Source organism: Pseudomonas sp. TE3911, assembly GCF_054062775.1.
This window is the reverse complement of sequence record NZ_JBSSFP010000001.1, coordinates 212,339-224,809: the sequence shown is the minus strand read 5'-3', so window position 1 is coordinate 224,809 and position 12,471 is coordinate 212,339. Positions and strand designations below refer to the sequence as shown.

14 protein-coding genes are annotated in these 12,471 nt (G+C 58.2%); 2 read left to right on the top strand and 12 right to left on the bottom strand.

The window, feature by feature from the left end:
* Window positions 1-28: 28 nt before the first annotated feature.
* Window positions 29-571 carry a YaeQ family protein gene (locus ACVWXD_RS01080; RefSeq protein WP_032890801.1) on the bottom strand — a complete coding sequence of 181 codons (543 nt, stop codon included), beginning with the start codon at window positions 569-571 and terminating at the stop codon, window positions 29-31.
* 147 nt (window positions 572-718) lie between these two features.
* On the opposite strand from ACVWXD_RS01080, the gene ACVWXD_RS01075 reads away from it, so the two are divergent.
* Window positions 719-1,918 carry a CaiB/BaiF CoA transferase family protein gene (locus tag ACVWXD_RS01075; RefSeq protein ID WP_095185799.1) on the top strand — a complete coding sequence of 400 codons (1,200 nt, stop codon included), beginning with the start codon at window positions 719-721 and terminating at the stop codon, window positions 1,916-1,918.
* Between the two features lie 16 nt (window positions 1,919-1,934).
* Window positions 1,935-2,804 (top strand): TIGR02285 family protein, encoded by an 870-nt coding sequence (locus ACVWXD_RS01070; RefSeq protein ID WP_260367529.1) that lies wholly within the window; start codon window positions 1,935-1,937, stop codon window positions 2,802-2,804.
* A 170-nt stretch (window positions 2,805-2,974) separates the two neighbouring features.
* On the opposite strand, the gene ACVWXD_RS01065 is transcribed toward ACVWXD_RS01070, so the two are convergent.
* From ACVWXD_RS01065 to ffh, 11 genes are all read right to left on the bottom strand, one after another.
* Window positions 2,975-3,259, bottom strand: a complete 285-nt coding sequence (locus ACVWXD_RS01065; RefSeq protein ID WP_032890795.1) for a DUF3509 domain-containing protein — start codon at window positions 3,257-3,259, stop codon at window positions 2,975-2,977.
* 314 nt (window positions 3,260-3,573) lie between these two features.
* Window positions 3,574-4,983 carry a threonine synthase gene (gene thrC / locus ACVWXD_RS01060; RefSeq protein ID WP_032890793.1) on the bottom strand — a complete coding sequence of 470 codons (1,410 nt, stop codon included), beginning with the start codon at window positions 4,981-4,983 and terminating at the stop codon, window positions 3,574-3,576.
* Between the two features lie 66 nt (window positions 4,984-5,049).
* On the bottom strand, window positions 5,050-6,354 hold the full coding sequence (locus ACVWXD_RS01055; protein ID WP_032890791.1) for a homoserine dehydrogenase: 1,305 nt from the start codon (window positions 6,352-6,354) through the stop codon (window positions 5,050-5,052).
* Window positions 6,355-6,483: 129 nt separating this feature from the next.
* Window positions 6,484-7,215 carry a thioredoxin fold domain-containing protein gene (locus tag ACVWXD_RS01050; RefSeq protein WP_003175893.1) on the bottom strand — a complete coding sequence of 244 codons (732 nt, stop codon included), beginning with the start codon at window positions 7,213-7,215 and terminating at the stop codon, window positions 6,484-6,486.
* 144 nt (window positions 7,216-7,359) lie between these two features.
* The gene (gene xerD / locus ACVWXD_RS01045) at window positions 7,360-8,256 is read right to left on the bottom strand and encodes a site-specific tyrosine recombinase XerD (protein ID WP_260367526.1); all 897 of its coding nucleotides are present in this window, start codon (window positions 8,254-8,256) and stop codon (window positions 7,360-7,362) included.
* A 78-nt stretch (window positions 8,257-8,334) separates the two neighbouring features.
* The gene (locus ACVWXD_RS01040; RefSeq protein WP_032890787.1) at window positions 8,335-8,748 is read right to left on the bottom strand and encodes an acyl-CoA thioesterase; all 414 of its coding nucleotides are present in this window, start codon (window positions 8,746-8,748) and stop codon (window positions 8,335-8,337) included.
* Between the two features lie 82 nt (window positions 8,749-8,830).
* On the bottom strand, window positions 8,831-9,181 hold the full coding sequence (gene rplS / locus ACVWXD_RS01035) for a 50S ribosomal protein L19 (RefSeq protein ID WP_003175895.1): 351 nt from the start codon (window positions 9,179-9,181) through the stop codon (window positions 8,831-8,833).
* A gap of 45 nt (window positions 9,182-9,226) precedes the next feature.
* Window positions 9,227-10,000 carry a tRNA (guanosine(37)-N1)-methyltransferase TrmD gene (trmD, locus tag ACVWXD_RS01030; protein WP_024077235.1) on the bottom strand — a complete coding sequence of 258 codons (774 nt, stop codon included), beginning with the start codon at window positions 9,998-10,000 and terminating at the stop codon, window positions 9,227-9,229.
* Window positions 9,982-10,518, bottom strand: a complete 537-nt coding sequence (rimM, locus tag ACVWXD_RS01025) for a ribosome maturation factor RimM (protein ID WP_027605457.1) — start codon at window positions 10,516-10,518, stop codon at window positions 9,982-9,984. The genes trmD and rimM overlap by 19 nt, the downstream gene beginning before the upstream one ends.
* A gap of 5 nt (window positions 10,519-10,523) precedes the next feature.
* Window positions 10,524-10,775, bottom strand: a complete 252-nt coding sequence (rpsP, locus tag ACVWXD_RS01020; protein ID WP_003175899.1) for a 30S ribosomal protein S16 — start codon at window positions 10,773-10,775, stop codon at window positions 10,524-10,526.
* Window positions 10,776-11,025: 250 nt separating this feature from the next.
* Window positions 11,026-12,402, bottom strand: a complete 1,377-nt coding sequence (gene ffh, locus ACVWXD_RS01015) for a signal recognition particle protein (protein WP_003193965.1) — start codon at window positions 12,400-12,402, stop codon at window positions 11,026-11,028.
* Window positions 12,403-12,471 lie beyond the last annotated feature (69 nt).

Below are 12,471 nucleotides of genomic sequence, written 5' to 3'. Positions count from 1 at the left end.
TGGAAGGGGCAAGCCCTCCCTGCAGTGTTCAACCGCGCTCGCCGACCAGCCATTGCAGTTGCACTTCATGCTGGCCACGGTCATCAGTGACGAAGATCGTGCCTTCGCTGATCATCACGTCCCACTTGATTACGCGGGGCATGTCCTTGGCCAGAACCTCCAGAATCTCCTGGGGCACCGCAGCGATGTGTACGTTTTTCAGATTATTCGCCACCGGCACCACTTTGCCTTCCCATACACGCAGGCTGCCATAAGCCAGCAGGCTGGTACGTTCAGTACGGCGCGAGCACCAGGTCAGGCGGTCGGCATCGGGCTGGCCGACTTCGATCCAGTGCAAAACCCGATCATCCAGGCTTTTTTCCCACAGGGCCGGTTCGTCTACATCTGAAAGGCCACGACCGAATGCCAATTGCTCATTGTAAAAAAGGGCGTAGGCCAGCAGGCGCACGGTCATGCGTTCTTCGGTTTCCGAAGGGTGGCGGGCGATGGTCTGTTTGACGCTCTCGTACACCGAACGGTCAAGGTCGGTGAGGTTGAGTTCGAATTTGTAGGTCGTGGACGGCTGGGCCATGAACGGGCTTCTAGAGACAGGGAAAGGCGGCCAGTCTAACTGATGGTGGTGCCATTCAACGAATCCTGCGCTGTTTCACGCTTATCCCTGGCCGCTCGCCTATGTTAAAAGGCATCACACACCCGCTCCGCGCAGACAAGGATCCCCATGTCGTTTAATGCCAAACCGCTTGCCGGCCTGAAAGTCATCGAACTCGGCACCCTGATCGCCGGCCCGTTCGCTTCGCGTATCTGCGCTGAATTTGGTGCAGAAGTGATCAAGGTCGAATCCCCGAATGGCGGCGATCCGCTGCGCAAATGGCGCAAGCTGTACGAGGGCACCTCGCTGTGGTGGTTCGTGCAGGCACGCAACAAAAAATCCCTGACGCTGAACCTAAAGCACCCGGACGGTCTGGAGATTCTCAAGAAACTCCTGACGGACGCCGACATCCTCATCGAGAACTTTCGCCCCGGCGTACTGGAGAAACTCGGCCTGAGCTGGGAAACCCTGCACGCGCTGAACCCGAAACTGGTGATGGTGCGCCTCTCGGGCTTTGGCCAGACCGGACCGATGAAAGACCAGCCGGGGTTCGGTGCAGTCGGTGAATCCATGGGCGGGCTGCGTTACATCACCGGTTTCGAGGACCGCCCGCCGGTGCGCACAGGGATTTCCATTGGCGACTCCATCGCTGCGTTGTGGGCAGTAATCGGTGCACTGATGGCGCTGCGTCATCGCGAAGTGAATGGCGGCGTAGGCCAAGTGGTGGATGTGGCGCTGTATGAAGCTATCTTCGCCATGATGGAAAGCATGATTCCTGAGTTTGACGTGTTCGGATTCATCCGTGAGCGCACCGGCAACATAATGCCCGGCATTACACCGTCGTCGATCCATACCAGCGCGGACGGCAAGCATGTGCAGATCGGCGCAAATGGGGATGCAATCTTCAAACGGTTTATGAGTGCCATTGGCCGTGAAGACCTGGCGAATGATCCGCAGTTGGCGAGCAATGACGGGCGCGATACCCGTCGTGATGAGCTGTATGGCGTGATTGATCGTTGGGTCAATTCGCTGTCACTGGAGCAGGTGGTGGAGCAACTGAACAAGGCCGAGGTACCCGCCAGCCGGATCTACAGCGCCGAGGACATGCTTGGCGATCCGCAATTCCTGGCGCGGGAGATGTTCCTCAAGGCGCAACTGCCAGGCGGCAAGGACTTTAAGATGCCGGGCATCGTGCCCAAGCTGTCGGACACGCCCGGGAGCTGCGAGTGGGTCGGGCCGCAGTTGGGCGAGCACACCAACGTGCTGCTTAACGAGCTGGGTTACGACGCGGCCGCGATCACCCGGCTACGTGAACAAGGCGCGATCTGATGGCGCACTCGCAATAATGGCGCGGCGTTGGCTCCTGGGTGTTTGTGCACCGTTGCTCGGGCTTCTGCCGCTGTCTGCCAAGGCAGCGGACACCTTGACCTGGTTAATCCGCGACCTGCCCCCGATGACCATCCTCGACGGCCCGCAAAAGGGCCAGGGCGTCATCGACGAATTGCTGCCGATGCTGATGGAGCGCCTGCCCGAGTACCAACACAAGATTTTGCACGTTAACCGTGCACGCGGCCTGCAGATACTTCAGACCCCCGCACTGACCTGCGACCCCACCATGCTATGGACCGCAGAACGGGCCAAGTGGGTGGTGTATTCGCGCCCGGCTTTTTCCATGGTCAGTAATGGGGTGGTGGTACGTCAGGACCGCCGTGACGTGCTCGCGCCGCTTGTCGCACAGCAAAGGGTGGACCTCGCGGCGCTCCTGCTGGATAAGCGCGCACGCCTGGGCGTGGTGGCCGAGCGCAGCTACGGGACGCTCATCGATGAAATGCTGGACCAAACGGATGCGCATACACGCGTGCTGCACTACGGAAACGACGCCCTGGGCAGCCTGCTGCAAATGCAGCGATTGGGTCGCCTGGAAGCCGTGCTGGGCTACTGGACTGAAATTCGCTATCACGCCCTGCGCCAGGGGATTGATCCGCTGACCTTGGCGTTCTATCCGATTGCTGGCGTCATGCCCTACCAACGTGTGCATATCGGCTGCTCCGATACGCCTGAGGGCCACCAGGCAATTGAACACATCAACCAAGTGTTGAACGAGCTGCCCCAGGCTCAACTACTGCACGCCTATGCCGCCTGGCTCGACCCTGCGCTGCGCACGCAATACCTGACCGACCATCTCCAGTTTTACCAAGACGCGCCTATGCCCTGACAAATCGCGGGCAAAAAGAAACCCCGAAGCGTGGGGAGACACTTCAGGGTTAAACGTGGCCAACAAAGACCAGTACAGCAAGCCACAAACACCGGAGCACAATGTTTGCTCTTGCTGTTACAAAATCTGACCGGCCATGCCGTAGGAAGTTTCCATCGATGAACAATTCTTCATGCGCGGGCAATGCCACGGGTCTGGGCGGCATTGCGTAAGGCGGCGATGACCGAGGGTTCCAATCGGCCTTCTGCAATTTTGATGTCACGCAGCAGGCAGTCCACTACGTCCACCAGCACGCGTTTATCCATCAATTGGGCACGGTCAACTTCACGCTCGACCACAATAGCGCCAGTAGGGTTCTTTACTGTCACCAAGCACTCGTCCTGAACACCCGCAGTGGTCAGCGTAACCTGATAAGGGGTCAGTGCTTCTTCGAGCAATAGGCTGATACTTTCCATCTCGATCACCACTCAATAGTTCGGGAACAATCGTTTCAACGGGAACTGCATCTATCCTAAGTGACTGGTTATGACGTAGGAAAGTTCGCTTTTTCGTATTTACGGGGGTTACCGGGGGATGAGGTTTCCAGCATGCGCTTGCAATATGACAAGCAAAAAACGGCGACACATAAATGCTTGCGCAATGGGCGGTGGTTTGGGGTTTGGCCGGGCGCTATCGCAGGTCGCCCCTTTACTTAATGAGCGCTGCCAAAAAACAAAAAACGCCGCTGACCCAGCAAGGGAAAGCGGCGTTTTTGTGTACGCGGTCTGCCTTACAACGGCTTACCACGATTGCCGTGCTGGCTGACAAACGCCTGCACCGCTTTCAAGTCATTGGCCAACACCGTGCAACGCTCTTCGCGCTCGAACAGGTCGGTCAAGTGCACCGGCAGCTCCAACGCCTTGCCGACACCGGCTTTCTCCACCGCTTCCGGGAATTTGACCGGGTGCGCGGTACCGAGGATCACCATTGGAATATCCAGGCTGCGACGGCATTCGCGGGCGGCCTTCACACCGATGGCGGTGTGCGGGTCGAGCAGTTCGCCGGTCTGGGCATAGACTTCGGCGATGGTCTCGCAGGTCTGTGCATCGTCCACGGCCAGGGAGTCAAAGAGCTTGCGGGTTTCGGTCCAGCGCTCCTCATCAACGCTGAAACCGCCGCCGCTCTTGAAGGTGTCCATCAAGCCGGCAATCGCCGAACCGTTGCGACCGTGCATGTCGAACAGCAGGCGTTCGAAGTTCGACGAGACCATGATGTCCATGGAAGGCGACAGGGTAGCGTGCAGGGTTTCCTTGACGTACTGATTGCCGCTCATGAAGCGGTGCAGGATGTCGTTGCGGTTGGTGGCGACGATCAACTGATTGATCGGCAGGCCCATGTTACGCGCCAGGTAACCGGCGAAGATATCGCCGAAGTTGCCGGTCGGCACCGAGAACGACACCGAACGCGCCGGGCCGCCCAACTGTAGGGATGCGTGGAAGTAGTAAACGATCTGGGCCATGATCCGCGCCCAGTTGATCGAGTTCACCGCGACCAGGCGGGTGCCCTTGAGGAAGCTCTGGTCAGCGAAGCTGTTCTTGACCATTTCCTGGCAGTCATCGAAGTTGCCTTCGATGGCGATGTTGTGGATGTTCTCGCCAAAGATGGTGGTCATCTGACGGCGCTGCACTTCCGACACACGCTTGTGCGGGTGCAGGATGAAGATGTCGACGTTTTCGCAGTGCTTGCAGCCTTCGATGGCGGCCGAACCGGTATCACCGGAGGTGGCGCCGATGATCACAACGCGCTCGCCGCGCTTCTCCAACACATAATCCAACAGGCGACCGAGCAGTTGCAGGGCAAAGTCCTTGAACGCCAGAGTCGGGCCGTGGAACAGTTCCAGCACCCACTCATTGCCGTTCAGTTGGCGCAACGGAGCGATGGCGCTGTGGGAAAACACGCCGTATGTTTCTTCCAGAATCTTCTTGAAGTCCGCATCTGGAATGCTGCCGGTGACGAATGGACGCATCACTCGGAACGCCAGTTCGTGGTACGGCAGCCCGGCCCAGGAGGCGATTTCTTCCTGAGTGAAGCGTGGCAGGTTTTCCGGCACATACAGGCCGCCGTCAGTGGCAAGGCCTGCCAGCAAAACGTCTTCGAAATTCAGGGCCGGTGCCTGGCCGCGGGTGCTGATGTAACGCATGACTGGCTCCTCTAAAACATTCTCGAACAGAGGCCGCCGAACGCGCGGGGCCCCTGGAACAATCGGTTAGTTCAGGTGTTCAACACGAATACGAACGACCGGGCCGACAACGCCTTGCAAGGCTTCCAGCGCGGTGATGGCGTCGTTGATGTGCTGCTCAAGCACGCGGTGGGTCAGCAGGATCATCGGCACCTGGCCATTTTGCTCCTCGACTTCCTTCTGCATGATCGACTCGATGTTGATACCGCGCTCCGACAGGATGCTGGCGACCTGGGCCAACACGCCCGGATGATCCTTGGCCTGGATGCGCAGGTAGTAGGCACTTTCGCACGCTTCGATAGGCAGGATCGGGTGGGCCGACAGTGAATCAGGCTGGAAGGCCAGGTGCGGGACGCGGTTTTCCGGGTCGCTGGTCATAGCGCGAACCACGTCTACCAAGTCGGCGATCACCGAGGAAGCGGTCGGCTCCATACCAGCGCCGGCGCCGTAGAACAGCGTGGAACCCGCAGCGTCACCGTTGACCATCACTGCGTTCATGACGCCGTTGACGTTGGCGATCAGGCGATCGGCGGGGATCAGCGTCGGGTGCACACGCAGCTCGATACCAGCCGGGGTGCTGCGCGCTACGCCAAGATGCTTGATGCGGTAGCCCAGGGCTTCGGCGTAGTTCACGTCGGCCGTGGTCAGCTTGGTGATGCCTTCGGTGTAGGCCTTGTCGAACTGCAGCGGGATACCAAAGGCGATGGACGCCAGGATGGTCAGCTTGTGGGCCGCGTCGATCCCTTCCACGTCGAAAGTCGGGTCGGCTTCGGCGTAACCCAGAGCCTGGGCTTCTGCCAGCACGTCTTCGAAGGTACGGCCCTTCTCACGCATTTCGGTGAGAATGAAGTTACCGGTGCCGTTGATGATGCCGGCCACCCAGTTGATACGGTTGGCGGACAAGCCTTCACGGATCGCCTTGATCACCGGGATACCACCGGCTACTGCGGCTTCGAACGCTACGATCACGCCCTTCTCACGCGCCTTGGCGAAGATCTCGTTGCCGTGCACGGCGATCAGCGCCTTGTTGGCAGTGACCACGTGCTTGCCGTTCTCGATGGCTTTGAGCACCAGCTCACGGGCAACGGTATAGCCGCCTACCAGCTCGATGACGATATCGATCTCCGGATTGGTGGCCACGGCGAAGACATCGTTGGTAATCGCAATACCGGTCGTTTCGAACTGAGGCTTTGGCGAACGCGTGGCAATTTGCGCCACTTCAATCCCGCGCCCTGCACGGCGGGAAATTTCTTCAGCATTACGCTGAAGTACGTTGAAGGTGCCGCCACCGACGGTCCCTAAACCACAGATGCCTACTTTGACCGGTTTCACTGAAGAACTCCCCATGAAACGGCCGACGCTAGGTCGGCCGTGGAAAACAGCCGCACAACTGCGGCTTTCAATTAATGACCCGTCGACTGATCAACGAGCCATGATCGTCAAAGGTTCGACGATGCTGGTTTATTTGGCACTCAGCGCCAGTTTGGCAACTTGTGGCGCCGGCTGGTAGCCCGGAATAACCTGGCCATCAGCCAAAACGATAGCCGGTGTACCGTTCACGCCAATGGACTGGCCCAATGCGAACTGCTTGGAGACCGGATTGGCGCACTTGGCAGCCTTGATTTCCTTTCCGTCGACCATCTTGTCCATGGCCGCTTTCTTGTCGGCCGAGCACCAGACCGCCTGCAATTGCTCGTCACCCGGCGAACCCAGGCCCTGACGCGGAAACGCTACGTAGCGCACTTCCACACCCAGCTTGTTCAACGCAGGCACTTCGGCGTGCAGCTTATGGCAGTACGGGCAGGTGGTGTCCGTAAACACGGTAATGTGAGTCTTGGTCTCGCCGATGGCCGGGTACACCACAGTTTCGGCCACCGGAATGCCATTGATCAATTTGGACACGCCCAGACGCTCGGCTTTCTCAGTCAGGTTGACCGGCTTGCCGTCTTTCAACTGGAACAGGTAACCCTGGACGATGTACTGGCCATCGGCACTGGCGTACAACACGCGGCTACCCTTGAGCTTGACTTCATACAGGCCGGCCATCGGGCTGGCGCTGATGCTTTCGATCGGGGTATCAAGTTGCAGGTTGGCCAGGCTCTTGCGGATGGTCTGCTCGGCAGCATCATCGGCGACGGCAAAGGTGGAAACCAACGCAATGGCTGCGGCGGCAATAATCTGGGTCAAGCGCATGGGAACTCCTGAAGGCAGATGCAGGGACGGGAAGGAACACCGCTGTCTCTGTAGACACGGGTCGGGACCGTCACCTTTGCTAACCGGCAAAGCCTACCACAGTTGGGCCGCAGGGCAGCCCGCGGCGGGATAAATTGGCGGTTTTCAGCCTCGCGGGTGGTGCTTGGCGTGCATATCCTGCAATCGCGCACGCGCCACATGGGTGTAGATCTGGGTGGTGGATAAGTCGCTGTGCCCGAGCAGCATTTGCACCACGCGTAAATCTGCACCGTGGTTGAGCAAATGGGTGGCAAATGCATGGCGTAGCGTGTGGGGAGACAGGCTCTTGCCAATTCCCGCGACCTTGGCCTGGTGCTTGATGCGATGCCAGAAAGTCTGGCGGGTCATTTGCTCACCGCGCAGGCTGGGAAACAGTACATCGCTGGGGCGCCCACCAAGCAACTCGCCACGGGCATCGCGCATATAACGCTCGACCCACACAATCGCCTCCTCTCCCATCGGCACCAGCCGCTCCTTACTGCCCTTGCCCATCACACGCAGCACGCCCTGACGCAGGTTAACCTGCTCCAGGGTCAGGCTGATCAGCTCGGTAACCCGCAGCCCGCATGCGTACAACACTTCGAGCATCGCGCGGTCACGCTGGCCGATGGCTTCGCTCAGGTCAGGGGCGGCGAGCAAGGCGTCGACGTCGGCTTCCGATAGGGATTTGGGCAATGGCCTGCCCAGTTGCGGCATGTCGACTTGCAAGGTCGGGTCCAGGGCAATCAGCTTTTCCCGCAGCAGATAGCGATAAAAGCCACGTACACCAGATAGAAAACGTGCAGTGGAGCGCGGCTTGTAATTCTGATCCAGGCGCCAGGCCAAGTGATCGAGGATCAGCTCACGGCCAGCGCTGATCAGTTCAAGGTTATTCTCCTGCAGCCAGCCGTTGAACAGCGCCAGGTCACTGCGGTAAGCCTGGCGAGTGTTGTCCGAAAGGCCTTTTTCCAGCCAGAGGGCGTCGAGGAAGCGGTCGATCAGGGGGTGGTCGATAGCAGGCATGAGGGCTCGGGGCTGAAAAGAATAGGGGGATGCTACCGCATGTAGAAGTCGGCTTGCCGGCTCCTACAAAAGGATGTTTCAGTTTGCAAATCCCGGCAGCACAGGTACTGGGCGCTTGTCCGCATCAATCGCGACAAAGCTGAACACGCCCTGGATCGCCTTTTCACGGCCATCGGCACTCATGCTCTCGACGAACACTTCCACCTCAACCTTGAGACTGGTGTTGCCGACCTTGATCACACGGCCGATCAGCTCAACGATGGAACCCGCCGGGATCGCATGATTGAAGTCGATGCGGTCGGTAGAAACCGTCACCAACGGCAAACGGCAAAAACGCGTGGCAGTGATGAACGATACTTCATCCATCCAGGCCAGTGCAGTGCCGCCGAACAAGGTGTTGTGGTGGTTGGTCGTCGGCGGGAATACAGCCTTGGTCACATGGGTGACAGAGAGGTCAGTACGGCGCTGAATTTCTTCGAGGCGAGTAGTCATGGGCAAATACCGGAAAATGGACAAATTTCAGGCACAAAAAAGCAGCCCGTAGGCTGCTTTTTTCTGCATCGGAAAGCTGGACTTAAGCCAGTTTTTCCTTGATGCGAGCTGCTTTACCGGACAGGTCACGCAGGTAGTACAGCTTGGCTTTACGTACGTCACCGCGACGCTTAACGGCCATGCTGTCGATTTGCGGGCTGTAGGTCTGGAAAGTACGCTCTACGCCAACACCGTTGGAGATTTTACGAACAGTGAAAGCACTGTTCACACCACGGTTACGCTTGGCGATTACCACGCCTTCGAACGCTTGCAGACGCGAACGGTCGCCTTCCTTCACTTTCACCTGAACGACAATAGTGTCGCCCGGGGCAAAGGTAGGGATCTCTTTGGTCATCTGCTCTGCTTCGAGTGCAAGGATGATTTTGTTAGTCATGCTGTGCTCCTAAGGTAAGTCAATGGACCTACCATCGATACGTTGTTAACTATCGTCCCGCGCGAGGATGTATTCCTCGAGCAGCTTCTTCTCTTCTCCAGAAAGCGAGCGGCTTTCCAGAAGATCGGCGCGTCGTTCATAGGTCCGACCAAGGGACTGCTGTAAACGCCAACGCCGGATGTGTGCGTGATTGCCACTTAGCAATACGTCGGGAACACGCTGATCCGCATACACCTCCGGACGGGTGTAGTGCGGGCAATCCAGCAAACCATCCGTGAAGGAATCTTCCTCCGCGGAGTCCGCATGCCCTAAAGCTCCAGGCAGCAGTCGTGTAACCGCATCTATCAGGACCATCGCCGGCAGCTCGCCGCCAGACAGGACATAGTCCCCAATCGACCACTCTTCATCGACATGAGCCTCAATAAAGCGCTCGTCAATGCCTTCATAGCGACCGGCAATCAGGATTAATGCTTCCTCATTCGCCAGTTCGCGTACCGCCGCCTGTTTCAGCTGACGGCCTTGAGGGGACAGGTAAATTACCTTCGCCTTCTCCCCAGCAGCTGCCTTGGCCTGAACCAACGCGTCTTCCAGGGGCTTGATCTTCATCACCATGCCCGGGCCACCGCCAAATGGGCGATCGTCCACAGTGTGATGTCGATCCGTCGTGTAGTCTCGCGGGTTCCAACAGGTGAGCTGCAACAGCCCCTGTTTCACCGCCCGACTGGTGATGCCGTACTCGCTGATGGCGGAGAACATCTCGGGAAACAAACTGATCACTTCAATGCGCAAATTAGCCACGCTTAGAAGTCCGCGTCCCATTCCACCTTCATCTCGCCCGCTGCCAGGTCAACAGCCAACACGCATTGCTCCGTATAGGGCAACAAGCGTTCGCGATCATCCAGGCTGCCAGCACAAGGCTTGACCACCATTACATCATTGGCGCCGGTTTCCAGAAGATGATCGATTTTCCCGAACAATTGCCCGAGTTGATCAATAACCTTCAGACCTTCCAGCTGGTACCAGTAGTACTCGCCGTCGGTCAATTCAGGGAACAGGTTGCGCGGCACGCAGATCTCATAACCAGCCAGAAGACGAGCTTCTTCACGATCATCAAGACCCTTGAGCTTCGCGACCAGGAACTTATCGCTCCCACGCCCACTGACCAGCTCGACCTGTTTCACACTACCTTCGCGCTTGAGCGTCCAGGTTTTGTACTGCAACAGGTTTTCTGTCGGATCAGTAAAGGAATACACCTTCACTTCGCCGCGAACGCCATGAACAGAATAAATCTTGCCGATAACGATCAAATCATCAGCAACAGTTGGCGTCGCGTTCATATTGCTCAGGCTGCGGCCTTAGCCGAGTCCTTCAACAGTTTTGCAACGCGCTCGGATGGCTGTGCGCCAACGCTCAGCCAGTAGGCTACGCGCTCTTGGTTCACGGACAGACGAACTTCTTGACCACGAGCAACAGGGTTGAAGAAACCAACCTGTTCTTTGTGCGAACCGTCGCGCGGGTTGCGGCTGTCGGTTACGGTCAAGTGGTAAAACGGGCGCTTTTTGGAGCCGCCGAGGGCAAGACGGATTGTTAGCATGTGAAGATCGTTCCTGTAGTCGGTGCTGCAAATCTAAATGCACAGCGGGCATAGGTGCCCGAAAGGCCGCATATTCTAAGGAATATCCGGACTTTTGCAAATGTCTTTTTCTGGCGCCTATCAGCGTGCCATTCAGATCTGCTATAGAGCCGTCGTTTAAAACGGCAGGTCAGCCCCCGCCAACGGCGGGTTTGCTGGAGATCCCACATCCCTGTGGGTCGGAGCGCAAGCGAACTTGCGCTCGAATTCTTTACATTTTCGGCATGCCGCCGCCGGGCAACATACCGCCCATGCCGCGCATCATCTTGGCCATTCCGCCTTTGGCGGAGAATTTCTTCATCATCTTCTGCATCTGCTTGTGCTGCTTGATCAAGCGACCGATGTCCTGCACCTGGGTGCCGGAACCCATGGCGATCCGACGCTTGCGCGAACCGCTGATCAGCTCAGGGTCGCGGCGCTCGGCCGGGGTCATGGAGTTGATGATGGCTTCCATCTGCTTGAACTGCTTCTCTGCCGCGCCTTGGGCATTGCCCATTTGCGCCAGGTTCACACCGCCGATGTTCGGCAGCTTGTCCATCAGGCCGCCGAGGCCGCCCATGTTCTTCATTTGTTGCAGCTGGTCGCGGAAGTCTTCGAGGTCGAAGCCCTTGCCCTTCTTCAGCTTCTTGGCCAGTTTATCGGCCTTGTCCTTGTCGAGGGTGGCTTCGGCCTGTTCGATCAGGCTGAGCACATCGCCCATGCCGAGGATACGCGAGGCGATACGCTCAGGGTGGAACGGTTCGAGCGCTTCGCTCTTCTCACCCATACCGATGAACTTGATCGGCTTGCCGGTAATGGCGCGTACCGACAGCGCAGCACCGCCACGGGCGTCGCCATCGACCTTGGTCAGGATCACGCCGGTCAGCGGCAGCGCATCACCGAAAGCCTTGGCGGTGTTAGCCGCATCCTGGCCGGTCATGGCGTCGACCACGAACAGTGTCTCGACCGGATTGATCGCGGCATGCAGCGCCTTGATCTCGCCCATCATCTCTTCATCAATGTGCAGGCGACCGGCGGTATCGACGATTACGACATCAATGAACTTGAGCTTGGCCTCTTTAATAGCTGCGTTGGCAATGTCGACTGGCTTCTGGCTCAGATCGGACGGGAAGAAGGTTACGCCCACTTCGCCCGCCAGCATTTCCAACTGTTTGATGGCCGCAGGACGGTACACGTCGGCCGACACAACCATTACCGACTTCTTCTTGCGCTCTTTAAGGAAGCGCGCCAGCTTGCCGGCGGTGGTGGTTTTACCCGCACCTTGCAGACCGGCCATCAGCACGACGGCCGGTGGCACGGCGCTGAGGTTCAAATCTTCGTTGGCGGCGCCCATCAGGCTTTCGAGTTCGGCCTGGACGATCTTCACAAAGGCCTGGCCCGGGGTCAGGCTGCGGGACACTTCAGTGCCGACCGCACGCTCCTTGACCGAGTTGACGAAGTCCTTGACCACAGGCAAGGCCACGTCGGCTTCCAGCAACGCCATGCGTACTTCACGCAGGGTGTCTTTAATATTGTCCTCGGTCAGCTTGGCCTTGCCGGTTACGTGGCGCAGCGTCTGCGAGAGACGGTCAGTCAGGTTTTCAAACATGCGCGATCCTTTCAGGCCCTATTCATCGAAATGCATTGTAGACCGAGGTAATGGCGGCCCAGGCTGTGG

What these genes read in the sequence shown, in the direction of transcription:
- ACVWXD_RS01080 (WP_032890801.1), bottom strand. Translation starts at nt 571, where the DNA reads ATGGCCCAGCCGTCCACGACCTACAAATTCGAACTCAACCTCACCGAC.
- ACVWXD_RS01065 (WP_032890795.1), bottom strand. Translation starts at nt 3,259, where the DNA reads ATGGAAAGTATCAGCCTATTGCTCGAAGAAGCACTGACCCCTTATCAG.
- xerD (WP_260367526.1), bottom strand. Translation starts at nt 8,256, where the DNA reads ATGCCTGCTATCGACCACCCCCTGATCGACCGCTTCCTCGACGCCCTC.
- rimM (WP_027605457.1), bottom strand. Translation starts at nt 10,518, where the DNA reads ATGAACGCGACGCCAACTGTTGCTGATGATTTGATCGTTATCGGCAAG.
- thrC (WP_032890793.1), bottom strand. Translation starts at nt 4,983, where the DNA reads ATGCGTTACATCAGCACCCGCGGCCAGGCACCGGCCCTGAATTTCGAA.
- rplS (WP_003175895.1), bottom strand. Translation starts at nt 9,181, where the DNA reads ATGACTAACAAAATCATCCTTGCACTCGAAGCAGAGCAGATGACCAAA.
- ffh (WP_003193965.1), bottom strand. Translation starts at nt 12,402, where the DNA reads ATGTTTGAAAACCTGACTGACCGTCTCTCGCAGACGCTGCGCCACGTA.
- ACVWXD_RS01040 (WP_032890787.1), bottom strand. Translation starts at nt 8,748, where the DNA reads ATGACTACTCGCCTCGAAGAAATTCAGCGCCGTACTGACCTCTCTGTC.
- rpsP (WP_003175899.1), bottom strand. Translation starts at nt 10,775, where the DNA reads ATGCTAACAATCCGTCTTGCCCTCGGCGGCTCCAAAAAGCGCCCGTTT.
- ACVWXD_RS01075 (WP_095185799.1), top strand. Translation starts at nt 719, where the DNA reads ATGTCGTTTAATGCCAAACCGCTTGCCGGCCTGAAAGTCATCGAACTC.
- trmD (WP_024077235.1), bottom strand. Translation starts at nt 10,000, where the DNA reads ATGGGACGCGGACTTCTAAGCGTGGCTAATTTGCGCATTGAAGTGATC.
- ACVWXD_RS01070 (WP_260367529.1), top strand. Translation starts at nt 1,935, where the DNA reads ATGGCGCGGCGTTGGCTCCTGGGTGTTTGTGCACCGTTGCTCGGGCTT.
- ACVWXD_RS01050 (WP_003175893.1), bottom strand. Translation starts at nt 7,215, where the DNA reads ATGCGCTTGACCCAGATTATTGCCGCCGCAGCCATTGCGTTGGTTTCC.